This is a genomic window from Pseudomonas sp. Sample_9 (genome assembly GCF_004307535.1).
Classification (GTDB): Bacteria; Pseudomonadota; Gammaproteobacteria; order Pseudomonadales; family Pseudomonadaceae; genus Aquipseudomonas; species Aquipseudomonas mercuritolerans.
The window spans coordinates 2,224-26,701 of sequence record NZ_RAZO01000323.1 but is presented as its reverse complement, the minus strand read 5'-3'; the positions used below and the strand labels follow the sequence as shown (position 1 = coordinate 26,701).

The 24,478-nt window shown below is 60.0% G+C and carries 23 protein-coding genes; 11 read left to right on the top strand and 12 right to left on the bottom strand.

Going from position 1 to position 24,478, the window contains the following annotated elements; genetic code table 11:
- Complete coding sequence (yccS, locus tag D6877_RS18170; RefSeq protein WP_130911667.1) at positions 1-2,175, top strand: YccS family putative transporter; 2,175 nt, start codon at positions 1-3, stop codon at positions 2,173-2,175.
- 85 nt (positions 2,176-2,260) lie between these two features.
- Here the strand turns inward: yccS and D6877_RS18165 are convergent, their stop codons facing one another.
- Positions 2,261-2,998 carry a transporter substrate-binding domain-containing protein gene (locus tag D6877_RS18165; protein WP_071173870.1) on the bottom strand — a complete coding sequence of 246 codons (738 nt, stop codon included), beginning with the start codon at positions 2,996-2,998 and terminating at the stop codon, positions 2,261-2,263.
- A gap of 255 nt (positions 2,999-3,253) precedes the next feature.
- Here D6877_RS18165 and D6877_RS18160 point away from each other — a divergent pair, with 255 nt between their 5' ends.
- On the top strand, positions 3,254-3,706 hold the full coding sequence (locus D6877_RS18160) for a GNAT family N-acetyltransferase (RefSeq protein WP_130911666.1): 453 nt from the start codon (positions 3,254-3,256) through the stop codon (positions 3,704-3,706).
- A 96-nt stretch (positions 3,707-3,802) separates the two neighbouring features.
- Here the strand turns inward: D6877_RS18160 and D6877_RS18155 are convergent, their stop codons facing one another.
- The 3 genes from D6877_RS18155 to D6877_RS18145 are packed head-to-tail and all read right to left on the bottom strand — an operon-like array spanning position 3,803 to position 6,781.
- Positions 3,803-4,099 (bottom strand): winged helix-turn-helix domain-containing protein, encoded by a 297-nt coding sequence (locus D6877_RS18155; protein WP_016772794.1) that lies wholly within the window; start codon positions 4,097-4,099, stop codon positions 3,803-3,805.
- Between the two features lie 18 nt (positions 4,100-4,117).
- Positions 4,118-4,612, bottom strand: a complete 495-nt coding sequence (locus tag D6877_RS18150; RefSeq protein WP_130911665.1) for a M48 family metallopeptidase — start codon at positions 4,610-4,612, stop codon at positions 4,118-4,120.
- A gap of 45 nt (positions 4,613-4,657) precedes the next feature.
- Positions 4,658-6,781 carry an EAL domain-containing protein gene (locus D6877_RS18145; protein ID WP_130911664.1) on the bottom strand — a complete coding sequence of 708 codons (2,124 nt, stop codon included), beginning with the start codon at positions 6,779-6,781 and terminating at the stop codon, positions 4,658-4,660.
- A 312-nt stretch (positions 6,782-7,093) separates the two neighbouring features.
- On the opposite strand from D6877_RS18145, the gene D6877_RS18140 reads away from it, so the two are divergent.
- Both D6877_RS18140 and D6877_RS29985 read left to right on the top strand, forming a co-directional pair.
- A complete protein-coding gene (locus D6877_RS18140) occupies positions 7,094-7,762 on the top strand; it encodes a polysaccharide lyase family 7 protein (protein WP_016772792.1) in 669 nt (222 codons plus the stop codon).
- Positions 7,763-8,425: 663 nt separating this feature from the next.
- Positions 8,426-8,596: a hypothetical protein gene (locus tag D6877_RS29985; RefSeq protein ID WP_241662922.1), complete on the top strand. Its 171-nt coding sequence runs from the start codon at positions 8,426-8,428 to the stop codon at positions 8,594-8,596.
- Between the two features lie 391 nt (positions 8,597-8,987).
- Here D6877_RS29985 and fba read toward each other — a convergent pair whose 3' ends face one another.
- From fba to tkt, 6 genes are all read right to left on the bottom strand, one after another.
- Positions 8,988-10,052, bottom strand: coding sequence for a class II fructose-bisphosphate aldolase (fba, locus tag D6877_RS18125; RefSeq protein WP_008081027.1), 1,065 nt, complete (start codon positions 10,050-10,052; stop codon positions 8,988-8,990).
- Positions 10,053-10,315: 263 nt separating this feature from the next.
- Positions 10,316-10,648 carry an MliC family protein gene (locus tag D6877_RS18120; RefSeq protein WP_130911663.1) on the bottom strand — a complete coding sequence of 111 codons (333 nt, stop codon included), beginning with the start codon at positions 10,646-10,648 and terminating at the stop codon, positions 10,316-10,318.
- A gap of 57 nt (positions 10,649-10,705) precedes the next feature.
- Entirely contained in the window at positions 10,706-10,927 is a 222-nt protein-coding gene (locus tag D6877_RS18115; protein WP_016772786.1) for a hypothetical protein, read from the bottom strand.
- 34 nt (positions 10,928-10,961) lie between these two features.
- A complete protein-coding gene (locus D6877_RS18110; RefSeq protein WP_130911662.1) occupies positions 10,962-12,125 on the bottom strand; it encodes a phosphoglycerate kinase in 1,164 nt (387 codons plus the stop codon).
- A 12-nt stretch (positions 12,126-12,137) separates the two neighbouring features.
- The gene (gene epd / locus D6877_RS18105) at positions 12,138-13,190 is read right to left on the bottom strand and encodes an erythrose-4-phosphate dehydrogenase (protein ID WP_130911661.1); all 1,053 of its coding nucleotides are present in this window, start codon (positions 13,188-13,190) and stop codon (positions 12,138-12,140) included.
- Positions 13,191-13,341: 151 nt separating this feature from the next.
- Positions 13,342-15,339 (bottom strand): transketolase, encoded by a 1,998-nt coding sequence (gene tkt, locus D6877_RS18095; RefSeq protein WP_130911659.1) that lies wholly within the window; start codon positions 15,337-15,339, stop codon positions 13,342-13,344.
- Positions 15,340-15,598: 259 nt separating this feature from the next.
- On the opposite strand from tkt, the gene D6877_RS18090 reads away from it, so the two are divergent.
- The 4 genes from D6877_RS18090 (at position 15,599) to D6877_RS18075 (ending at position 20,194) form a co-directional block, all read left to right on the top strand.
- Positions 15,599-16,594, top strand: coding sequence for a metalloregulator ArsR/SmtB family transcription factor (locus tag D6877_RS18090; RefSeq protein ID WP_130911658.1), 996 nt, complete (start codon positions 15,599-15,601; stop codon positions 16,592-16,594).
- Positions 16,595-16,612: 18 nt separating this feature from the next.
- Positions 16,613-17,803 carry a methionine adenosyltransferase gene (gene metK, locus D6877_RS18085; protein ID WP_024014624.1) on the top strand — a complete coding sequence of 397 codons (1,191 nt, stop codon included), beginning with the start codon at positions 16,613-16,615 and terminating at the stop codon, positions 17,801-17,803.
- Between the two features lie 221 nt (positions 17,804-18,024).
- Entirely contained in the window at positions 18,025-19,701 is a 1,677-nt protein-coding gene (gene ligB, locus D6877_RS18080) for an NAD-dependent DNA ligase LigB (RefSeq protein ID WP_130911657.1), read from the top strand.
- A gap of 97 nt (positions 19,702-19,798) precedes the next feature.
- Entirely contained in the window at positions 19,799-20,194 is a 396-nt protein-coding gene (locus tag D6877_RS18075; RefSeq protein WP_016772779.1) for a DUF1090 domain-containing protein, read from the top strand.
- Positions 20,195-20,313: 119 nt separating this feature from the next.
- On the opposite strand, the gene D6877_RS18070 is transcribed toward D6877_RS18075, so the two are convergent.
- A complete protein-coding gene (locus tag D6877_RS18070; RefSeq protein WP_130911656.1) occupies positions 20,314-20,763 on the bottom strand; it encodes a cytochrome c in 450 nt (149 codons plus the stop codon).
- Between the two features lie 128 nt (positions 20,764-20,891).
- Here D6877_RS18070 and D6877_RS18065 point away from each other — a divergent pair, with 128 nt between their 5' ends.
- The gene (locus D6877_RS18065) at positions 20,892-22,064 is read left to right on the top strand and encodes an MltA domain-containing protein (protein WP_130911655.1); all 1,173 of its coding nucleotides are present in this window, start codon (positions 20,892-20,894) and stop codon (positions 22,062-22,064) included.
- 90 nt (positions 22,065-22,154) lie between these two features.
- Here D6877_RS18065 and D6877_RS18060 read toward each other — a convergent pair whose 3' ends face one another.
- The gene (locus D6877_RS18060; protein WP_130911654.1) at positions 22,155-22,538 is read right to left on the bottom strand and encodes an MAPEG family protein; all 384 of its coding nucleotides are present in this window, start codon (positions 22,536-22,538) and stop codon (positions 22,155-22,157) included.
- A 332-nt stretch (positions 22,539-22,870) separates the two neighbouring features.
- On the opposite strand from D6877_RS18060, the gene D6877_RS18055 reads away from it, so the two are divergent.
- Positions 22,871-24,040, top strand: a complete 1,170-nt coding sequence (locus D6877_RS18055; RefSeq protein WP_071173880.1) for an MFS transporter — start codon at positions 22,871-22,873, stop codon at positions 24,038-24,040.
- Between the two features lie 359 nt (positions 24,041-24,399).
- Positions 24,400-24,478 (top strand): hypothetical protein (locus D6877_RS29980; protein WP_241662923.1); only part of this gene is annotated, 79 nt, incomplete at its 3' end.

Genomic DNA, 24,478 nt, shown 5'->3' with positions numbered 1-24,478 from the left:
ATGTCCTCGACCTCGTTTCGTCAGTCTTTGCGGCGCCTGTGGGCGCTGGATAAATTCAGCTACAGCGTGCGGGTATTCATCGCCCTGACCGGCAGCATGGCGCTGTGCTGGTATCAGGATGAAATGGGCCTGCTGATCCCGTTGTTCCTCGGCATCATCGCCAGCGCCCTGGCCGAGACCGACGACAGTTGGCAGGGCCGCCTCAACGCCCTCGCCGTGACGCTGGTGTGTTTCAGCATCGCCGCGCTGTCGGTGGAATTGCTTTTTCCCTACCCGATCATTTTTGCCGTAGCCCTGGCGCTGGCCAGTTTCGGCCTGACCATGCTCGGCGCACTGGGCGAGCGTTACGGCGCGATCGCCTCGGCGACGCTGATTCTCTCCGTGTACACGATGATCGGCGTCGATCAGCGCGGCGGCGCGGTTACCGATTTCTGGCATGAACCGATGCTGCTGGTCGCCGGCGCGGCGTGGTATGGCCTGCTCTCGGTCCTATGGCAGGCGCTGTTTTCCAATCAACCGGTGCAGCAAAGTCTGGCGCGGCTGTTCCGCGAACTGGGCCTATACCTGAAGCTGAAATCCTCGCTGTTCGAGCCGATCCGGCAGATGGACGTCGAAGCCCGCCGCCTCGAACTGGCGCAGCAGAACGGCCGGGTGGTCGCCGCCCTGAACACTGCAAAGGAAATCATCCTGCACCGGGTCGGCAACGGTCGGCCCGGCTCGAAAGTCAGCCGTTATCTGAAGCTGTACTTCCTCGCGCAGGACATTCACGAACGCGCCAGCTCTTCGCACTATCCGTACAACGCGCTGGCCGAGGCGTTCTTCCACAGCGACGTGCTGTTCCGCTGCCAGCGCCTGCTGCGCCAGCAAGGCAAGGCCTGCCGGGCCTTGGCCGAGTCAATCCAGATGCGCCAGCCGTTCATCTACGACGCAAGTTTCGCCGAAGCCCTGAACGACCTCCACGCCTCCCTCGAACACTTGCGCATCCAGAGCAACCCGGCATGGCGCGGTCTGCTGCGCTCGCTACGCGCACTGGCGGCCAACCTCGGCACCCTCGACCGCCTGCTCAGCGATGCCAGCAACCCCGATGCCCTGGCGGACGCCACCGACAGCAGCCTGCTCGACCGCTCACCGCGCAATCTCAAGGACGTGTGGATTCGCCTGCGTACACAACTGACGCCGACTTCGCTGCTGTTCCGTCATGCCCTGCGCCTGCCGCTGGCACTGAGCATCGGCTACGGCATGGTGCACCTGATCCACCCGTCGCAAGGCTACTGGATCATTCTCACCACGCTGTTCGTCTGCCAGCCGAATTACGGCGCCACCCGGCGCAAACTCGGCCAGCGGATCATCGGCACGGCCATTGGCCTGACGGTGGCGTGGGCGCTGTTCGATCTGTTCCCCAACCCGGTGGTGCAATCGTGCTTCGCCATCGCTGCCGGTGTGGTGTTCTTTACCAATCGCACCACCCGCTACACCCTGGCGACGGCGGCGATCACCATCATGGTGCTGTTCTGCTTCAATCAGGTCGGCGATGGCTACGGGCTGTTTCTGCCACGGCTGTTCGATACGCTGTTGGGCAGCCTGATTGCCGGGCTGGCGGTGTTCCTGTTCCTGCCGGACTGGCAGGGTCGGCGCCTGAACAAAGTGCTGGCCAACACCCTGACCTGCAACAGCATCTACCTGCGCCAGATCATGCAGCAATACGCCGCCGGCAAAAGCGACGACCTCGCCTATCGCCTGGCCCGCCGCAACGCCCATAACGCCGACGCGGCGCTGTCGACGACACTGGCGAACATGCTCATGGAGCCGGGACACTTCCGTAAGGAGGCGGATGTCGGCTTCCGCTTCCTGGTGCTGTCGCACACGTTGCTCAGCTATTTGTCAGGGCTCGGCGCGCACCGCGAAACACAGTTGCCGGCCGAGGTTCGTGAGCATCTGATCGAAGGCGCCGGGGCGAAACTGGCGAGCAGCATCGACGAAATCGCCCAAGGCCTTGCGAGCAAGCAACCGATTGCAATTCAGAGTGATGAAGAAGAAGCGCTGGCCAATGAGCTGGAGCAGATGCCGGATGAAATCGATGAAGGGCAGCGGTTGGTGCAGACGCAGCTGGCCCTGATTTGCCGGCAGTTGGGACCGCTTCGGACATTGGCGGCGCATTTGATCAAAGAGGTCTAGCTGCAAGCTGCAAGCTACAAGCTACAAGCCAAACGCTACCCGGCTTCTAACTTGCCGCTTGCCGCTTGAAGCTTGTAGCTCCCAACTACATTCCATGCCGCCGCAATAACTTCTCATAAGTCCCGTCAGCCTTCATCGCTGCAATCGCCCGGTCAAACCCGGCGACGATCTGCTCATGCTGCGGGTTCTTCAGGCTGACCAGAATATGCAGGCTGTTCTCACTCAACGGCTTGGGTAAAAACTCCACCGAATTGCGTACCTTGGCCGATTCCCGCGCCAGGTAATACTTCGCTACGTACTCATCTTCAAGCGTCAGCTTGACCCGATCCGCCGCGAGCATGCGCACGCCCATGGCGAAGTTGTGCACAGGGACTTTCTGCATCGCCGTGTCGGCATCGAACGGTGCGGAATAGGCGTACCCGCGCACCACTGCAATCGGATAGGTGTGCAGTTGCTCGAGGCTGTTGTATTCAATAGGTGCGTCTTTACGCTTGAGGAAGCGGATGCGGTTGATCAGGTACTCACCGGAAAACTGGCCGATCTGCGTGCGCTCGTCGTTGTACCAAGCATTGACCAGCACGTCGTAACGCCCCTCGCCAATCCCCAGCAATGCGCGCGCCCATGGCACTTGCTCGTAACCGCTGGCATAACCGGCGCGAGCCAGTGCGGTGCTGACAATGTCAGTGGCCAGGCCACCGTTGACCAGTGCATCGTCGGTAAATGGCGGCCAATTATCGAACGCCAGCCGCAGCTTCTGCGCCGCAGCATCCTGGCCGAGCACCAGCAGTCCGATCAAAGCAACGGCTTGAAGCAATCGCAGCATGCTTGAACATCCTCAGCGGGCAACCGCCCGACGTGGTTTCACGTCAAAACCCAAGGCCCCTTACCGGCAAAACCCAAGCATTGAACATTAGCTCATGGGAGCCAGTGGACAGTGCTCTGGAGCAGATTACACAAAGTCGCAGCCAGCGCGAGAAAGGAATAGTGGCATTTTGACCTTTATCACAGACTGTTGCGCCATACAGACATACGGCGCTGCTGCGCTTAGTATCGGGCGACATCGTCAAGGAATCGCAAAATGACAATCGAGTGGATCTGCAAACATCACAGCGATCTGGGCAAAGAGCAGTTGTACGCATTATTGAAGCTGCGCTCGGATGTGTTCGTGGTCGAACAGAAATGCGCCTATCCGGACCTCGACGGCCAGGATCTGGAGGGCGATACCCATCATCTGATGGGTTGGGAAGATGATCAGTTGATGGCATACCTGCGCCTGCTGGACCCGGAATCCCAAGGCGGCGACGTGGTGATTGGCCGGGTGATCACCGCCCCTGCCGGGCGTGGCAAGGGGCTGGGGCACGAGATGATGGAACAGGCACTGAAACAGGCCGAGAAGCACTGGCCGCAGGTTCCGATCTATCTGTCGGCGCAGGCACACTTGCAGGGGTATTACGGCAAGTACGGGTTTGTCGCAGTCGGCGAGGAATATCTCGAGGATGACATTCCGCACATCGGCATGCGTCGGTCCTGAAGGCCCTTTCGCGAGCAGGCTCGCTCCCACAGGGAATGCATATCCATTGTGGGAGCGAGCCTGCTCGCGAAGGCGTAAGAACCGTCGGCGCAGAAATCAGGGGTATTCCAGCACCGCTTTTATCTGCCGCAAATTGCGCTCGATCCACCCGCGATCAATCGCTCCCCACTCACGAATCCGATAGCGCCCGGCATGATTGCGCGCGCCCTCCTCCTGTTCGAATTCACAGATGATGTCCAGATCGGCCAGCGCGGCAATCGTGTCCTGCGCCGTGCGTCGCGGCATGCCGGTGACTTCGGTCAGCGTCGGCACACTCGGCGCCAGGCCGCTATCGATCAGATAAGCCACGTACAAACGGCGATAGAAACTGCTCTTGGTCTTGCTGACGTCCATCCACACCTTCCTGATTGGTCAAGCCTGCATATCCCGCCACGTCAGGTACACACGCAGATCGAACTCGATCTGGTGATACCCCGGCAGCATGTGCTCGCACAGTTTATAGAACGCCTTGTTGTGATCCGATTCCTTGAAGTGCGCCAGCTCGTGCACCACGATCATCTTCAGAAAATCCGGCGCGGCGTCCTTGAACAGCGCGGCGATGCGGATTTCCTTGTTGGCCTTGAGCTTGCCGCCCTGCACCCGCGAGACTGTGCTGTGCAGGCCGAGCGCGCGGTGGGTCAGGTCGAGGCGGTTGTCGAACAGCACTTTGTCGATGGCCGGCGCATTGCGCATGTACTGCTGCTTGAGCTCCAGCGCGTAGCTGTACAAGGCCTTGTCGCTTTGCACGTCATGCCGCCCCGAATAGCGTTGATCGAGGTAATCACCCAGTCGCCCTTCGGCAATCAGTTGGCGCACCTGATCCTGCAAACGCTCGGGGTAGGCCTGGAGGTACTTCAACACAGTCATGGACGGGCAGCACGGTTCGAAAAAAGGTGCGCCAGTGTAGCGAATTCAGCCAGGCAGCGCGCTCCAGTCGAACGGCTCGGCGAAGCGCACGGCGTCTTCGGCGATCAACGGCCGCGCGACGAGGAAGCCCTGCACGTATTCGCAGCCATGGGCTTGCAGCCACTGATATTGCTCGAGGGTTTCCACTCCTTCGGCAATCACCAGCAACCCGTATTGCTTGCACAGGTCGAGCACCATGCTCACCAGCGCCGCATCGCGTGGCGAGTCCGGCAGGCGCGCGATCAGGTGGCGGTCGAGCTTCAGCGTGTCCAGTTCCAGATCGCGCAGATGCGTCAGCGAGCAAGGCCCGGAACCGAAATCATCCAGTGCCACACGCACCCCGAGATGACGCAGCAAGCGTAGTTGCTTGCGGGTTTCGTCGGGGTTTTGCATCAACGCTTCTTCGGTGACCTCGACTTCCAGTTGCTGCGGTTGCAGCGCATGGCGTTCCATGACCTGACGCAATTCGGTGACCAGATTCGGCAGGCCGAACTGGGTGTTGCTCAGGCTCACGCCGAGCACCAGATCATCGGCAAACAGCGCTTCCCAGGCTTTGCGCTGGCCGGCGCCACGGTGGTAGATCCAGCTGCCGAGGCGACTGATCAGGCGCGCCTCTTCCAGCAACGGCAGAAACAACCCCGGGGGCACATCGCCGACGCTCGGGTGCTGCCAGCGCAGCAGCGCTTCGAACCCGCGAATCTGCCCGCTGCCGATCGCCACCTGCGGCTGATAGACCAGATTGAAATCACGATTCTCGATAGCCTCGCGTACGCTGTCTTCAAGCATCAGACGCGAACGTGCGCGGCCGTTCATTTCATGATCGTAGAAGCGATATTGCTGACGCCCGGCACGCTTGGCTTCGTACATGGCAATGTCCGAAGCGCGCAGCAAGCCGTCGAGGTTACGGCCACAGTCGGGATAAGTAGCGATGCCGATACTGGCGCCAAGGACGATATCCAGGCCTTCGATCTGCTGACAGACCGATACCCGTTCGATGAGTTTTTCGGCAATCTTCGCCGCTTGCTCGGGGAACTCCAGATCCAGCAGCGCGGTAAATTCATCGCCGCCCATGCGCGCGAGAATATCGAACGGCCGCAGGCACGCCTTCAATTGTTCGGAGACCCAACGCAACACGCGGTCGCCGGCGTCATGGCCGAGGGAATCATTGACCCGTTTGAAGCCATCGAGATCGAGGTAGAGCAGCACCCAGCTGCTGTCGCTGCGTTCGCCGCGCAACAACAGGTTTTCCACGGTCTGGTAGAACCCGCGCCGGTTGAGCAGGCCGGTCAGCGGATCGGTCACCGCCTGAAATTCCAATTGCTGGTGCAAATGACGCACCACCGACATGTCCAGCACCGTCACCACCATCGCGTGCTGCTCCGAGGGCAGCGGCGCGCAGGACAATGCCACCGGCACTTGCTGCCCCGGCGCAGTACGCAACAACGCATCATGCAGGCGCAGGGTTTCACCGCGCAGGTAACCGGCGTAGAACTCGGAATCGGCCCACAGGGGAATGTGTGGCTTCTGCAGGAAATCGAGAAACTCCTTGCCTTCCAGATCCTTCACCGGCGCATTGAGCAGTCGCGAAATCGCCGGGTTGGCAAAGCGGATCACGCCGTCCTCGCTCAATACCAGAATGCCTTCGGCGGCGTTGTCCAGCACCGAGGCATTGAAGGCGCGCGCCACTTCCAGGTCATGACTCAGGCGTTGCAAGGCACGGCGATTGCGCTGGTGCTCGAGCAGCGCCTGGACCTTGGGCTTGAGGATTTGCGGATCGAATGGCTTGAACAGGTAATCCACCGCGCCGCTGGCATAGCCCTTGATCACGGCGTCCTGGGATTGCTCGTTGGCGGTGAGGAAAATGATCGGCGTCAGCCGCGTGCGCTGGCTGCCGCGCATCAAGCGCGCGACCTCGAAACCGTCCATGCCGGGCATCTGCACATCGAGCAGGACCAGGTCGATGTCGTGTTCGAGCAAAAGGTTCAGCGCCTCGAAACCCGAGGCGGCGGTCATCACGTGCCAATCCTGACGCTGCAACAACGCGCGCATGCTGATCAGGTTTTCGGGGTAATCATCGACGATCAAAAGGACCGAGCTGCCTTCACCTGGCTGGGGTTGCGCGCATTCCATGCTGCTTCTCTTATCGGGACCGGTTGCCGGCAAAACCATAGACGTACTGAGCCTTCACTCTAGACGCGGATCAGTGAAAGCAGAAGCTGTCATCCCGCCATCATTTAAACAATGCTCAACCCAGCCGACTAACGGTCACCGCTACAGCCCCCGAAAACCGGGCGGGATGGCATTTCGACAGGACTTTGACGTCAAGTAATCGCCGGGCGGGCATTAACAAAAATTGCCGCTACGCTTATAAAGACGCCCGAAAACGCGCGGGCTAGAGCTTCTGGCACCGGCGTTCCGGATGAATTGATTGGAAGAACCGTCATGATCGACCTCGCAACCTGGAACCTCAGCGTTCCTGTTGGCAGCCCGCCGTACACCGTCGAAACCTCAAAACTGGTGGATGGCTTCAAGGATCAGTACTTCCATTCCGACACCGGCACCCTGTTCTTCTGGTCCCCGGTGACTGGCTCGAAAACCGAAAACGCCATCTACCCGCGTACCGAACTGCGCGAAACCTACAGCAACGGCACCCTGCGCAACTGGTACTACCCGGACGCCGACAACCTGCTGCGCGCGACCCTCGCGGTGAACAAGGTGCCGAGCTCGGGCAAGATCGTCATCGGCCAGATCCACGCGTACGAAAGCCAGCGGCCGATGGTCAAGCTCGAATATCAGTACAAGGAAAAAACCCAGACCGGCAATCTGGTGATCAAAGTGCGCATGCGCCCGGACGACGCCGAAAGCCGCGTCATCACCCTCGCCACCGGCGTCAAGCTTGATCGCGAATTCAACTACCTCATCCACTTGAGCCCCGGCGGTGCCCTGGGCGTGAGTGCGGCGGGGTATCAGTGGGACTCCCAAATCAGCGCGACCTGGCGCGACAAGCCGTTGTACTTCAAGGCTGGGGTTTATGTGCAGGACAACACTGGCTACACCAGTGAAGGTGGGCAGGTGACGTTTACCAAACTGGATATTGATCACGACAAATAGCTTACGTCCTCCTGTAAGAGCCACTGCGGGCTACGATCTTTTGATTGTTTTGGATGCTGAAAAGACAAATCGAAAGATCGCACCTCAGCGAGATCGGATTGACCTTCAAAATCCTTTCTGCATCACCGGACGTTCAATAACCGGATCTACAGCTCGGCGATCACAAAAAAAATAATACAGCGGAAGCCGTGATTACCGTTCTACCATCTAAGGACCAAGTCAAGAACTGCTCCTTTTTTTCTTGTAGTCAGACAATGCTCGACCATCGTCGAGCTGTTTGCCAGCAAAAATCAGGCGTTGCTGATCGGGTGAAATACCCTCTTTATCTTGAATTTTTGCTTTTACGTTTTCTATGGTGTCCAACGGCTCAGCATGCACCAGACCTATTGAATAATGTTAAATAGCATCTATGACCTTCATCGACAAAGGGACCGATAAAGGGGACACGCCGATACATCGAACTCCTCCAGTAACCCCGCAGATTATTTCACTGGCTCATCTCACAGATCAAAAAATTAAGTCCGCATGCATCATCCATAGCTAAAGATTATAAACAACTGTCATTTATATCAGGTTACCTGCGAGCCTTTCTTGCCTAACCTCATGAACGCAACAGGAGACAACCTATTTGACTTTAATACTCGAATGCAGAAGGTGAACATTATGAAAACTTACAATGGCTTCGTATTCAACGCTAGTGAGCAACATGCCGCCACACTCAAATTTGACGATCTAGGCCAGCAAAACGGCAATATAAGTAAAGGCTACATGGACTATTGCGGACTCGATTTTATCGTCACTGGCACCTATACAAAACCCCACCAGATCTTTTAATCTTCAAGCGAAATCAGATGCCACGAAAAGAGATGAGCTTAACCATGGCCCAAGCTCTCTCTCGATCAAGATGAAATCGTCTGACGGGACCGACAGCTACTTGGAAGGTACGGTTAAAGTTGAATCAGGTGGGCCGAATGTCGGCCAGACCTACGGAATCAAATTCACAAGAAGCTGACTTTTTTATTACCGACAAAAATGGATAAATCAGTTAACCTCAACGTTTATCTCATCCTTCCGATGACGCGGATAGATCGCCTCCAGCGAGATCTGCTGAGTCTTCGAAGCATTATAAATTGCTCTTACTTTAAATCACTTCGTCAGGCGTAATATTTGCCGACAAAAAACCCGCCTATCGGCGGGTTTCTTTTAATCAGCTCAACACTCAGGCTCAGTTAACCTTGGCGTTCAACTCACCCTTCAGATAACGCTGGTACATCGCTTCCAGCGAGATCGGTTTGATCTTCGAAGCATTACCCGCAGTACCAAACGCTTCGTAACGCGCGATGCACACGTCACGCATCGCAGTCACGGTGGCGCCGAAGAATTTACGCGGGTCGAATTCGCTCGGGTTGGTGGCCATCAGACGGCGCATGGCGCCGGTGGAGGCCAGGCGCAGGTCGGTGTCGATGTTGACCTTGCGCACGCCGTGCTTGATGCCTTCGACGATTTCTTCAACCGGGACGCCGTAGGTTTCTTTGATGTCGCCGCCGTACTGGTTGATGATCGCCAGCCACTCTTGTGGCACGGAGGACGAACCGTGCATCACCAGGTGAGTGTTCGGGATGCGCTTGTGGATTTCCTTGATGCGGTCGATCGCCAGCACGTCGCCGGTGGGTGGCTTGGTGAACTTGTAGGCGCCGTGGCTGGTGCCGATGGCGATGGCCAGGGCGTCGACCTGGGTGCGCTTGACGAAGTCAGCGGCTTCTTCCGGGTCGGTCAGCATCTGGCTGTGATCCAGAACGCCTTCAGCGCCGATACCGTCTTCTTCACCGGCCATGCCGGTTTCCAGCGAACCCAGGCAGCCCAGCTCGCCTTCTACCGAAACGCCGCAGGCGTGGGCCATGGCCACGGTTTGTTGGGTAACGCGGACGTTGTAGTCGTAGTCGGTCGGGGTCTTGCCGTCTTCGCCCAGCGAGCCGTCCATCATCACCGAGCTGAAGCCCAGTTGAATCGAACGCTGGCAGACGTCAGGGCTGGTGCCGTGGTCCTGGTGCATGCACACCGGGATGTGCGGGAACTCTTCGATCGCGGCCAGGATCAGGTGACGCAGGAATGGTGCGCCGGCGTATTTGCGGGCGCCGGCCGAAGCCTGGACGATCACCGGGGAGTCAGTCTTGTCAGCGGCTTCCATGATGGCGCGCATCTGCTCAAGGTTGTTGACGTTGAAGGCTGGAACGCCGTAGCCGAACTCGGCTGCGTGGTCCAGCATCTGGCGCATGCTGATAAGTGCCATTGTGTGTGTCTCTCCCGGTTGAGGGTCGTTGATCGTGCCAGCCTGCCGGAGCGGCGGCGGCTATTCAAGTTAATGCAGATCGGGGGTTGAGGCCCGGCCTGGTGATTCGGTGTTACCAAAACTGTGTGAACAACAGAGAATCCCTGTGGGAGCGAGCCTGCTCGCGAAAGCGGTCTGACAGACACTGCATCATCGACGGCAAGATTGCTTTCGCGAGCAGGCTCGCTCCCACATTTGGATCTTTGTACATCAATTCAATCGTGTTACTCGGCCTTGCAACCACGGCCAATCAGGTCATTGGTGGCGACCCAGTACACCAGGCCTTCGTCACCCTTGACGTGAAACGCCAGCATGCCATCGCTGTACAGCGTGCCCGAGGCGCCCGGCTCTTCTTTCAGGCGATAGACCTGATCACCGCCGCCGAGGCGAACGTCGACTGCCTTCTGGCCGGCATCGGCGTAACGCCACAACACCTTGGCCTGGCTGTCGCAGGTCCAGGTCGTCCAGTTGTCCGCCGGGGCCGACGCCTGAAACAGGTTCAACTGCGCGCAACCGCCTAACAATGCCAACGCCGCAACGGCGATCAAGCCTTTCATCCGTGTTCCTCGACTGACGACGCACGCCGCCAGCCCTGAGTTAAAGAGTCAGACCCGTCAAGGACAACCATGTTCCTTGACCGGGGTTTGCGTCTCGTATTTGTCCAGGCCGTCCGGGCCCGAGCGCTTGTTCAGCACCGGGTTGGTTTCGGCCTGCCAGTCGGCCTGATAACAGCCCTTCTGCGGCTCGCTCGGTGCTGGCGTCGCGTCAGCCTTCGGGGTGCTCCCGCAGGCCGCCAGCGTACCGGTCAGCAACAACAGCGCTAACGACTTGACCATGTGAACACTCCTTTGCCTGGCCAAACGGGCGGCCTCAGGCCTTGGCCCGGCTTTCCAGGACTTCAACGGCAGGCAGCACCTTGCCCTCGACGAATTCGAGGAACGCGCCACCACCGGTGGAAATGTAGGAGATCTGCTCAGCCACGCCATATTTATCGATCGCCGCCAGGGTGTCGCCACCGCCGGCAATGGAGAATGCCGAGCTTTCAGCGATAGCCAGGGCCAGCACTTTGGTGCCGTTACCGAACTGATCGAACTCGAACACGCCGACCGGGCCGTTCCACAGAATGGTTTTCGACGACTTCAGCAGCTCGGCGAAGTTGGCTGCGGTTTGTGGGCCGATGTCGAGAATCATGTCGTCAGCCGCAACATCAGCGATCAGCTTCACAGTCGCTTCAGCGCTTTCGGCAAATTCCTTGGCGACCACGACGTCAACCGGCAACGGCACGCTGACTTTCGCCGCGATTTCACGGGCGGTGTCGAGCAGGTCCGGTTCGTACAGCGATTTGCCAACCGGGTGGCCGGCGGCAGCGAGGAAGGTGTTGGCGATGCCGCCGCCGACGATCAGTTGATCGCAGATCTGGCTCAGGCTGTTGAGTACGTCGAGCTTGGTCGAGACCTTGGAGCCGGCAACAATGGCCGCCATTGGCTTGGCCGGTGCGCCCAGGGCTTTGCCCAGTGCGTCCAGTTCAGCGGCCAGCAACGGGCCAGCGGCAGCGACTTTGGCGAACTTGGCTACACCATGGGTCGAACCTTCGGCGCGGTGAGCAGTGCCGAAAGCGTCCATCACGAACACGTCGCACAGGGCCGCGTATTGCTGGGCCAGGTCGTCGGCGTTCTTTTTCTCGCCCTTGTTGAAGCGCACGTTTTCGAACAGCACGATGTCGCCAGCCTTGACCTCGACACCGCCGAGGTAGTCAGCCACCAGCGGCACTTCGCGGCCGAGCGCCTTGCTCAGGTAGTCGGCAACAGGTTTCAGGCTGTTCTCGGCGGAGAATTCGCCTTCGGTAGGACGGCCCAAGTGCGAGCAGACCATCACTGCCGCGCCTTTTTCCAGGGCCAGCTTGATGGTCGGCAGCGAAGCCAGGATGCGCGCGTCGCTGGTGACAACACCGTCCTTGACGGGGACGTTGAGGTCTTCGCGGATCAATACGCGCTTACCTTGCAGATCGAGGTCGGACATCTTCAACACGGTCATGGGTCGCACTTCCTACGGTTTTTTTGAAGTTGCTGTTTGCAGATAGTGGTCTGCAACGTCCAGCATTCGGTTGGCAAAACCCCATTCGTTGTCGAACCAGGCCAGGATGTTCACCAGTTTGGGGCCGGAGACACGGGTCTGACTGGCATCGACGATGGCCGAATGTGGGTCATGGTTGAAATCACAGCTGGCGTGCGGCAACTCGGTGTAGGCCAAAAGGCCTTTGAGCGGGCCGCTGGTGGCGGCTTCGCGCAGGATCCGGTTGACCTCATTGGCGTCAGTCGCGGTGGCGGTCTGCATCGTGATGTCGAGGCAGGACACGTTGACTGTCGGCACGCGCACGGCTTTGGCCTGAATTCGCCCGGCAAGTTCCGGCAGCAGGCGCTCGATACCGCGTGCCAGACCAGTGGACACCGGGATCACCGACTGGAACGCCGAACGCGTGCGGCGCAGGTCTTCGTGGTGATAAGCGTCGATCACTGGCTGATCGTTCATTGCCGAGTGAATCGTGGTGATCGACACGTAATCCAGACCGATCGCCTGATCGAGCAGACGCAGCAGCGGCACGCCGCAGTTGGTGGTGCAGGAGGCGTTGGACACCAGCAGTTCATCGCCGGTCAGGCAGTCCTGATTGACGCCGTAGACGATGGTGGCGTCGACATCCGCTTCGCTGGCCATCGGCTGCGAGAACAGCACGCGCGGTGCGCCGGCGTCGAGAAACCGCTGGCCATCGGCACGGGTGTGGTAAGCGCCGGAGCATTCCAGCACCAGATCGACGCCCAGCGACGCCCAATCGATGCCTTCGGGGGTGGCACTGCGCAGGACCTTCACGCAGTCGCCATTGATATGCAGACAATCGCCTTCAACCCGCACTTCGCCGGGAAACCGGCCGTGGGTGGAGTCGAAGCGTGTCAGGTATTCGATGCTGGCCATGTCGGCCAGGTCGTTGATCGCGACAATTTCAAACCCGGCCTGCGCGCCGCGCTCGAACAACGCCCGCAAGACGCAACGACCAATGCGGCCGTAGCCGTTGAGTGCAACTTTGTAGGGACGCGGTTGAGGCATGGGGTTCTCGATTACCGTGGTGAATCATGCAGTGCGATATTGCCTGAACCAACGCTTTCGCGAGCAGGCTCGCTCCCACATTGGAATGCATTTCCCTGTGGGAGCGAGCCTGCTCGCGAAGGCGTCAGCCCGGACAACATAACTGTCAGATTTAGTCTTCCAGCAGCTCTTCAGCCTGACCGAGGATGTTTTCCAGGGTAAAACCGAACTCTTCGAACAATGCCGAAGCCGGCGCCGACTCACCGTAGGTGGTCATGCCGATCACACGACCTTCCAGACCCACATACTTGAACCAGAAATCGGCGTGGGCGGCTTCGATGGCGATACGTGCGCTGACCTGCAACGGCAGCACCGACTGCTTGTACTCGGCATCCTGAGCATCGAACGCGCTGGTGCACGGCATGGACACCACGCGAACCTTGCGGCCCTGCTCGGTCAGTTTGTCGAAGGCTTGAACCGCCAGACCGACTTCCGAACCGGTGGCGATCAGGATCAGCTCAGGCTCGCCTGCGCAATCCTTGAGCACATAACCGCCACGGCTGATGTTGGCAATCTGCCCAGCGTCGCGTTCCTGATGTTGCAGGTTCTGCCGCGAGAAGATCAGCGCCGACGGGCCGTCCTTGCGCTCCAGAGCGTTTTTCCAGGCCACTGCCGATTCCACGGCATCGGCTGGGCGCCAGGTGTCGAGGTTCGGCGTGCTGCGCAGGCTGGTCAATTGCTCGATCGGCTGGTGCGTCGGGCCGTCTTCGCCCAGACCGATGGAGTCGTGGGTGTAGACGTGGATCACGCGCTTCTTCATCAAAGCCGACATACGTACGGCGTTGCGTGCGTATTCCATGAACATCAGGAACGTCGCGCCGTAAGGCACCAGACCGCCGTGCAGGGCGACGCCGTTCATGATCGCGGTCATGCCGAACTCGCGCACGCCATAGTACATGTAGTTGCCGCTGGCATCTTCAGCGCTGACGCCTTTGCAGCCTTTCCACAGGGTCAGGTTGGAGCCGGCGAGGTCAGCCGAACCGCCGAGCATTTCCGGCAGCAGCGGGCCGAAGGCGTTGAGGGTGTTCTGGCTGGCTTTGCGGCTGGCGATGGTTTCGCCCTTGGCCGCGACTTCGGCGATGTAGGCCGAGGCTTTTTCCGAGAAGTCGGCCGGCAGCTCGCCGCTCAGACGGCGGATCAGCTCGTTGGCTTCAGTCGGGAATGCAGCGGAGTAAGCGGCGAAACGCTGATCCCACTCGGCTTCGACCGCGCGGCCAGCTTCCTTGGCGTCCCACTCGGCATAGATCTCGGCCGGGATTTCGAACGGGCCGTGGTTCCAGTTCAGCGCCTGACGGGTCAGGGCGATTTCCGCGTCACCCAGTGGGGCGCCGTGGCAGTCTTCCTTGCCTTGCTTGTTCGGCGAACCGAAGCCGATGGTGGTCTTGCAGCAGATCAGGGTCGGCTGCTCGCTTTTGCGTGCCGTTTCGATCGCGATCTTGATTTCTTCAGGGTCGTGACCGTCGACGTTGCGGATCACCTGCCAGTTGTAGGCTTCGAAACGCTTCGGCGTGTCATCGGTGAACCAGCCTTCGACTTCGCCGTCGATGGAAATGCCGTTGTCATCGTAGAAGGCGATCAGCTTGCCCAGGCCCAGCGTGCCGGCCAGAGAGGCGACTTCGTGGGAAATGCCTTCCATCATGCAGCCATCACCGAGGAACACATAGGTGTGGTGGTCAACGATGTTGTGGCCGGGACGGTTGAACTGCGCGCCCATGACTTTTTCCGCCAAGGCGAAACCGACGGCGTTGGCCAGGCCCTGACCCAGCGGACCAGTGGTGGTTTCAACGCCCGGGGTGTAACCGAATTCCGGGTGGCCTGGAGTGCGGCTGTGCAGTTGACGGAACTGCTTGAGGTCGTCGATCGACAGGTCGTAGCCGGTCAGGTGCAGCAGCGAGTAGATCAACATCGAGCCGTGGCCGTTGGACAGCACGAAGCGGTCACGGTCGGCGAACGACGGGTTGCTCGGGTTGTGCTTGAGGTAGTCGCGCCACAGCACTTCGGCAATATCTGCCATACCCATAGGGGCACCGGGATGGCCGCTGTTGGCTTTTTGCACGGCATCCATGCTGAGGGCACGAATGGCGTTGGCACGCTCACGACGGCTAGGCATCGCTGATCTCCTGGGTGTGAATAGACTGAAACGGAAAAAAGGAGGGCATTTTCCCTCACCCATGCGCCTCGGGGCAATGACAGATAGTCATCGACAGGCGTTTTTCCAATCGATAGAGCAGGTTTCGCTTGGTGAAACCTTTCCGCTATTCGTTTGTAGAGACTGCCGTCCGCCGAGAAGTGCCATTTATCGAGCAATATCAAAACTTTTTGATATTGGCCTTGCGGTGCCTTGCCCCCGTCTCTAGACTGCCAGCCCTATGAACTTACGCGTGCCTTCCATTCGCCATGACGATTGCGACGAGCTGGCGGCCCTGTGCAAGGCCGGCGGCGATCCGCTGCGGCTGAATGTATTGCGCGCGCTGGCCAACGATTCGTTTGGCGTGCTGGAGCTCGCGCAGATTTTCGGCATCGGCCAGTCGGGCATGAGCCATCACCTCAAGGTGCTGGCGCAAGCCGATCTGGTGGCGACACGCCGTGAGGGCAACGCGATTTTCTATCGTCGCGCCCTGCCCCACAGCGAATTGCTCGGCGGCAAGCTGCATGCGGCATTGCTGGAAGAAGTCGACAATCTGCATCTGCCTGATGAAGTGCAAGCGCGCATCGAGCAGGTTCATGGTCAGCGTGCCGCCGCCAGCCGGGACTTTTTCGCCCGGGTCGCGGAAAAATTCCGTGCCCAGCAGGATTTGATCGCAGGCCTGCCGCAGTACCGTGACAGCGTGCTGGCCCTGCTCGACAAACTGAACTTCGATGGTGCAGCCACGGCCATTGAAGTCGGCCCCGGCGATGGTGCTTTTCTGCCAGAACTGGCCCGTCGCTTCGGCACCGTAACCGCGCTGGACAACAGCCCGGCGATGCTCGAACTGGCGCGTCAGGTGTGTGAACGTGAACAGCTGGCTAACGTCAGCCTGCAATTGGCCGATGCATTGAACGGCACAAGCCTTCAAGCCGATTGCGTGGTGTTGAACATGGTCCTGCACCATTTCGCCGCCCCGGCCGATGCGCTCAGGCACATGGCCGACTTGCTGCAACCGGGCGGTAGCCTGCTCGTGACAGAGTTATGTAGCCACAACCAGAGTTGGGCCAGGGAGGCCTGCGGTGATCTCTGGTTGGGGTTTGAACAGGACGATCTGGCCCGTTGGGCCACCGCTGCGGGACTCGTTCCCGGGGAAAGCCTCTATGTAGGCTTACGTAATGGTTTCCAGATCCAGGTTCGCCACTTTCAGCGACCGGCTGGCGACACTCACCATCGGTAAATTCAGGAAAACATCGAGATGAGCGAATACTCCCTCTTCACCTCCGAGTCCGTGTCTGAAGGACATCCGGACAAAATCGCCGACCAGATTTCCGATGCGGTGCTGGACGCCATTATTGCCCAGGACAAACACGCTCGCGTGGCCGTGGAAACCCTGGTCAAGACCGGCGTGGCCATCGTTGCCGGTGAAGTGACCACCAGCGCCTGGGTCGACCTGGAGCAGATCGTTCGTGACGTGATTTGCGACATCGGGTACACCAGCTCCGAAGTCGGCTTCGACGGCGCGACCTGCGGCGTGATGAACATCATCGGCAAGCAGTCCCCCGACATCAATCAGGGTGTTGACCGTGCCAAGCCTGAAGATCAGGGCGCCGGCGACCAGGGCCTGATGTTCGGCTACGCCAGCAACGAAACCGACGTTTTGATGCCAGCGCCGATCACCTTCTCGCACCAGCTGGTGCAGCGTCAGGCTGAAGCACGCAAGTCGGGCCTGCTGCCTTGGCTGCGTCCGGATGCCAAGTCGCAAGTGACCTGCCGTTACGAAGGCGGCAAGGTTGTCGGCATCGACGCTGTTGTTCTGTCGACCCAGCACAACCCGGAAGTGTCGTACAAAGACCTGCGCGAAGGCGTGATGGAGCTGATCGTCAAGCACGTACTGCCTGCCGAACTGCTGAGCAAGGACACCCAGTTTCACATCAACCCGACCGGCCAGTTCATCATTGGCGGCCCGGTAGGTGACTGCGGTCTGACCGGTCGCAAGATCATCGTCGACAGCTACGGCGGCATGGCCCGTCACGGCGGCGGCGCGTTCTCCGGCAAGGATCCATCGAAGGTTGACCGTTCGGCTGCCTACGCTGGCCGTTACGTGGCCAAGAACATCGTTGCAGCCGGCCTGGCCGAGCGTTGCGAGATTCAGGTTTCCTACGCGATCGGTGTGGCTCAGCCTACGTCGATCTCGCTGAACACCTTCGGCACCGGCAAGATCAGCGATGACAAGATCATCAAACTGGTGCGTGAAGTATTCGATCTGCGTCCATACGCAATCACCACCATGCTTGACCTGCTGCACCCGATGTACCAGGAAACCGCAGCCTACGGCCACTTCGGCCGTGCACCGCAGACCAAGACCGTTGGCGAAGACAGCTTCACCACGTTCACCTGGGAAAAAACCGACCGCGCCGACGCCCTGCGTTCCGCCGCTGGCCTGTAAAACCCTGGCTGCATGAAAGCCCCGCACGGTTCGCGCCGTGCGGGGCTTTTTCATGCCTTACAGATTTTCGAGATCCCTGTGGGAGCGAGCCTGCTCGCGAAGGCGCCCGCCCGTGCAGCACCAGTTCCCCTGCCCCGAAACAGTTCGCAAAAAAGCCGCGCAACGTTCTTCAGATCCTCACCTACCCTTCAAGCATCACCCCCGAGCAAGGACGCTCAACGATGCTCTTCACACTGCGCCTGTTGCTGGCCTTCCTGCTGGCACTCATCACCCTCGTCAGCCAAGCAAATTGCCCCGACTGGCCCTTATCCCAAGCCCAACGCGAAATCACGCTGCTGCAAAACCGGATCGACCAATGGGACGACGCCTATCACCGCGAAGGCCGTTCATTGATCAGCGACGAACTCTATGACCAGTCCCAGCTACGGCTGAAAGAATGGCAAGCCTGTTTCAACCAACCATCATCCCCGCAGCCGTTGCGCACCGCGTCCGGCACGGTTACGCACCCCATCGCCCACACCGGTCTGGACAAGCTGCACAAAGCCGAAGACGTCGCCCACTGGTTGCGCGGACGCCAGAACGTCTGGGTGCAGCCCAAGGTCGACGGCGTGGCTGTCACGCTGATCTACCGCCAGGGAATATTGCAGCAGGTGATCAGTCGCGGTGACGGGGTCAACGGCCAGGACTGGACCGCCTCCGCGCGCAGGATCGCAGCCATTCCGCAACGGTTGAGTCAGCCACGGGATCTGCTGGTACAGGGCGAACTCTATTGGCGCCTGAACGCACATGTTCAATCACAGTCCGGCAGCGTCAATGTCCGCGCCACCATCGCCGGGCTGATGGGGCGCAAATCCCTGGATGCCGACCAGGCCGCCGGGATCGGTCTGTTTGTATGGGACTGGCCGCAAGGTCCTGTGCGGCTGCCGGAAAGATTGTCCGAACTTCAGACATTGGGGTTCGCCACAACCGAGCCCTTTACACAGCCCGTCAGCCGATTCGAAGACGCACAAAAATGGCGCGAGCACTGGTATCGCTCGCCCCTGCCCTTTGCCAGCGACGGCGTGGTGCTGCGTCAGAGCCAACGGCCACCTGCCGAACGCTGGCAGGCTCGCGCGCCGTATTGGGCGATCGCCTGGAAATACCCTTTCGCCCAGGCATTGGCCGAAGTGCGCAAGGTCAATTTCAAGATCGGCCGCACCGGGCGGATCACGCCGGTGCTGGAACTGCTGCCGGTCAGACTCGATGACCGCGAAATCAAACGGGTCAGCGTCAGCTCACTCAAGCGCTGGCAAACCCTCGACATCCGTCCCGGCGATCAGGTGGCAATCAGTCTGGCCGGGCTGACCATTCCGCGCCTCGACAGTGTCGTGCTGCGCACCAACGAACGGGCGGACATCAACATCCCCGATGCTGGCGACTACCACGCCCTGAGCTGCTGGCAACCGACGCCGGGGTGTGAAAGCCAATTTCTCGCGCGTCTGACCTGGCTCAGTGGCAAGCAGGGCCTGGCCATGCAGCATGTCGGTCGCGGCACCTGGGAGAAACTTTTGGAAACAGGCCGTCTGAAACACCTGCTGGATTGGCTGACCCTCGATGCGTCAGAGCTTGCTAACATTGCCGGCCTCGGCGAGCGCAGCAGCGCACGTCTGATCCATAGTTTTCACGGCGCGCGGCAACAGCCGTTTGCTCGATGGTTGAAAGCCCTGGGCATGCCGCCGACCGGACAGGCACAACTGGACGATTCGTGGCAGGCCCTGGCACAACGCGACACTGAACAATGGCAGGCAGAAGCCGGCATCGGCCCGGGACGCGCCGCGCAACTGAGTGCATTCTTTCGCGACCCGCAGGTAGTGGCTTTGAGTGAAACTCTGAAAGCCGCCGGAATCGACGGCTTCTGAACATGCAATCCCCGCCCGACGGGAACCCAACGGCCGGCCAGACGCTCCAACAGCGCAGTGCCCTCCAACCCCGATTGCCTTTGCACATGGAGCTTTTATGAAATTTCTCGCACCGCTCGCCCTGCTTACTCTTTGCGGCGTCATGGCCGCTCCGGTCATGGCCGAAGAAGACGGCCCGGGCCTGACCGGTTGCGCTGCCAAGAAGCAGGGCATCATCAATCAGATCGAACAGGCCAAGTCGCGCGGCAACATGGAGCAGCAGGCAGGCCTGGAAACCGCACTGCGTGAAGTGAACGAACATTGCACCGACGCCGGGCTGAAGAAAGAACGTGAGAACAAAGTGCTTGAGGCCAAGCATGAGGTGAGCCAGCGTCAGGCGGACCTCGACAAGGCCATGAAGAAGGGCGATCCGGAGAAGATCAACAAGCGCAAGGAAAAGCTCGCCGAGTCGCGCAAGGAACTGCAGGAAGCGCTGGACGAAATCGATAAGTAAGAGATTAGTCTGGAGGGGAATGGCAGACCGCTTTCGCGAGCAGGCTCGCTCCCACATTGGAATGCATATCCCCTGTGGGAGCGAGCCTGCTCGCGAAGGTTCAGCTCAAGCGACACAAATCAATGATCGCGAAACTCTTTATGGCAAGCACTGCAGGCATCTTCAACTTTCTGCACTGCCGGCCCAAGACTGCTGGCCTTGTACGGCTGAACCTGACTGGCGACCACCAATTCACCGGTAGCCGCTTCGAGGGCGCGGGCCAGTTCCTGAAAACGCGCCTGTTTCTGCCAGACATCATCTTTGGCGCTGGTGTGATCTTCCTCGCGCACCTGCGGAAAATGCTTCCACGGCTCATGGGCCAACGCATCAAGTCTGACCGCGCCCTCGGCAAATTTCGGCCCGTCGAAGGCAATGCGCCCGCGCAACATGCCGCCGAGGTCTTCGCTGGTCTTGAGCATCTGCTTGAAGATCGCCTTGCGCTGGCCCAGCGGCGAATTCGGGTCGACACCGCCACAGGCGGACAAGGTCAGGCAGGCCAGCAATACAACAGCAATGGGTTTCAGAGTCATGGTGGCTTCAGGTCGCGGAAATCGGCGGCCAGTATCCTCGGCTCACCGCCAAACACCAATAGCCCTATTAAAAATACGGGTTGGTCGAGCGCATGGAGCACTCGGCCAACCGGCACAGGAATCACTCCATGAACAGCCGCTTCACGGCCTGGCGTCACCCGCTTATCGTCACCCTTCCACTGCTCGCCATCCTCGCCGGTTGCACAGGCGGCGACAGCGCCAAACCGAAAACCCATGCGCTGGCCACCTATTCCAGCGCGACCTGGGAAGCCTTGCCAGCGGTTTCCGACAGCGATCTGGTCGCCGGTTTCGGCTCGTGGCGCAGCGCCTGCACACGACTCAAAGCCGACGCAGTCTGGGGGCCGACCTGCGCTGCGGCGGTGAATGTGCCGCAAAGCGCCGCCGAGATTCGCGCATTCCTCAAGCAGAATCTCGATGTCTACGGCCTGCGCGCCGAGAATGACAACCCCAATGGTCTGATCACCGGCTACTACGAACCGGTGTACCCCGGCAGCCTGACGCCAACCGCAACAGCAAACGTGCCGGTGTATGGCGTGCCGGAAGACATGATCATCGTCTCGCTCGACAGCATCTACCCGGAATTGAAAGGCAAGCGCCTGCGCGGCCGCCTCGAAGGTCGCGTGCTCAAGCCTTACGACGACGCGGCGACCATTGAATCCAAAGGCGTGAACGCACCGGTTGTTGCCTATCTGACTGATCCGATGAATCTGCAATTTCTGCAGATTCAGGGCTCGGGCCGGATTCAGACCGAGGACGGCAAACAGTTGCGCATCGCCTACGCCGATCAGAACGGCCACCCGTACCGGCCGATCGGTCGCTGGCTGGTCGAGCAAGGCGAGCTGAAGAAAGAAGACGTGACCATGAGCGCGATCAGCAACTGGGCCAAGGCCAACCCCACGCGCATTCCGGAACTGCTGGCCAGCAACCCGAGCTACGTGTTCTTCACCCGCAACCCGGACAGCAACGAAGGGCCACGCGGCTCGCTGAACGTACCGCTGACCGCCGGCTACAGCGCGGCGGTGGATCGCAAGGTGATTCCGTTGGGCAGTCTGTTATGGCTGTCGACCACCAAGCCGGATGGCACCCCACTGGTGCGCCCGGTCGCGGCGCAGGATACCGGCGGCGCGATTGCCGGCGAGGTGCGCGCGGATCTGTTCTGGGGCACGGGTGATGCGGCCGGGCAACTGGCCGGGGACATGAAACAGCAGGGGCAGATCTGGATGCTCTGGCCTAAAGGACAAGAGTTGCCGCAAGTGCCGCAGGTGGCTGACAAACCCTAAAAGCAAAAGATCGCAGCCTTCGGCAGCTCCTACAGGAGTATGCATTCCTCTGTAGGAGCTGCCGCAGGCTGCGATCTTTTGACCTTGCTTTTAAATGGACACAAAGAAAAACGAAGCAATCAGCCCCATCCCGATAAACCACACCACCGAACGCAGTGCAGCCCAGTCAGCCAGGTAGCAGATGATGTACAGCAGGCGACTGGTGATAAACAGCACCGCCAGCACATTGACCGTCACCAGCTGCGCAGTGCCGACCAGATGCGCAACGATCACCGCAGCGGCAAACGCAGGCGTTACTTCAAAGCTGTTCAGTTGCGCGGCGTGGGCGCGACGGGCGACGCCATTGACGCTGTCGAGAAAGTCCCGTGGATCATAATTGTCCTTGAGGCGGAAACCGCCGGTGGCCTTCGCCACGATCGTGCACACGTAAGGCAGGAAAATCGCGATCAACACACACCACAGAGCCACTGTCATAACGTCGTCCTTTTTTCGATTGGAGAAATTGGCGAGCGATCAGAAATTCATCACCAGCATGCCGATCAGCACCTGCCCACAGGCTAAGAGCCGCGCCCGGCAGAAAGGTTCTTTCAGCTGGATATAACACGGCACTTCCAGCGCGCCGTCGATTAGTCAGATTATTGATTCGCCATGTGTCAGCAGCTGTTTATACTGCAACCCACCACGCCGTACTCAGCTGCACACCAAAAAATTCCAATAAAAGCTGCCTGCTCCGCTTTCTTCGAAAACGGTCGCTGGCACGCGTATGCCTGATCAAAGCGTCAAGACTACCGACAGAGACCTTGCGCATGCCCCTCGCTTTGCTTGCACTCGCCGTTGCCGCGTTCGGCATCGGCACCACCGAATTCGTCATCATGGGCCTGCTGCCCGACGTTGCCCGCGATCTGGCGGTAAGCATTCCTCATGCCGGGCTGCTGATCACCGGTTACGCCCTGGGCGTGGTGTTCGGCGCACCGATCCTGGCGATCGGCACCGCCAATATGCCGCGCAAAGCGACACTGCTGGGCATGACGCTGATGTTCATCCTCGGCAACGTGCTCTGCGCGCTCGCGCCGAACTACGCGACGCTGATGGCGGCGCGGGTGGTCACGGCGCTGTGTCACGGGGCGTTTTTCGGCATTGGCTCGGTGGTTGCTGCCGGGCTGGTTGCGCCGAACAAACGTGCGCAGGCGATTGCCATGATGTTCACCGGCCTGACCCTGGCCAACGTGCTCGGCGTGCCACTCGGCACAGCGCTTGGCCAATACGCTGGCTGGCGCTCGACCTTCTGGGCGGTGTCGGTGATCGGCATTGTCGCCGCGCTGGCGCAGTGGTTGTGGCTGCCGAAACACATCGCGATGGACAAGGCCAATCTCGCCAGCGAATTCAAGGTGCTGGGCAAGGCCAACGTCTTGTTGGCGCTGGGCATGAGCGTGCTGGCCTCGACCAGCCTGTTCAGCGTGTTCACCTATATCGCGCCGATTCTGCAAGACATCACTGGCGTCAGCCCCCACGGCGTGACAGTGATGCTGCTGTTGTTCGGCGTCGGCCTGACAGCGGGCAGCATGCTCGGCGGGCGTCTGGCCGACAGCCGCTTGCTGCCGTCACTGGTCGGCGTGGCACTGGCAGTTGTGGTGATTCTCGCGGCGTTCAGCCAGACCAGCCGCGCGGTGATTCCGGCGGCGATCACCCTGGTGCTGTGGGGAATTTTCGCCTTTGCGCTGTGCCCGATTCTGCAGCTGTTGATCATCGATCAGGCGCATGAAGCGCCGAATCTGGGTTCGACGCTGAACCAGAGCGCGTTCAACCTTGGCAACGCAGCAGGTGCCTGGATCGGCGGGCTGGTGGTTGCCAGCGGCGCGGATCTGGCGGACCTGCCGTGGACCGGGGCGCTGGTTGGCGTGCTGACGGTGCTGACGGCGCTGTTGTTCATTTACCTGCAACGTCGGCGGGCGAGTGCGGTCAATGTGTCTGGCTGATCGTGGTGTGTCGGATAGAGCCCTCACCCTAGCCCTCTCCCAGAGGGAGAGGGGACTGATCGGGGGATGCTTGAGAGCTGCGCCGACCTGACCGTGCTTCGCTGAATCCATGATCGGCAACACCGGCAAGAAAACCGGCTTCTGGCTGGAAGAGTTCGCCGCGCTCGACCCGGTCATCGAGGTCGATGCACCTCGCCAGACACCTCGGTCAGCTCCCTCTCCCTCGGGAGAGGGCTGGGGTGGGGGGATGTTGAGCATGACGCGCCATTCGAATGTGCCCTCAGCCAACCCCGCCCCATCAAACCCCTGCGTCCAACCTCCGGTCGCGCTCCATTCACTCTCCATCCAAAGGACCCCGGATGCTTGAACTCGTCGCCGCTTTCATCTGCCTCACCACCCTCCTGACCTTCGTCAATTTCCGCTTTATCGGCCTGCCGC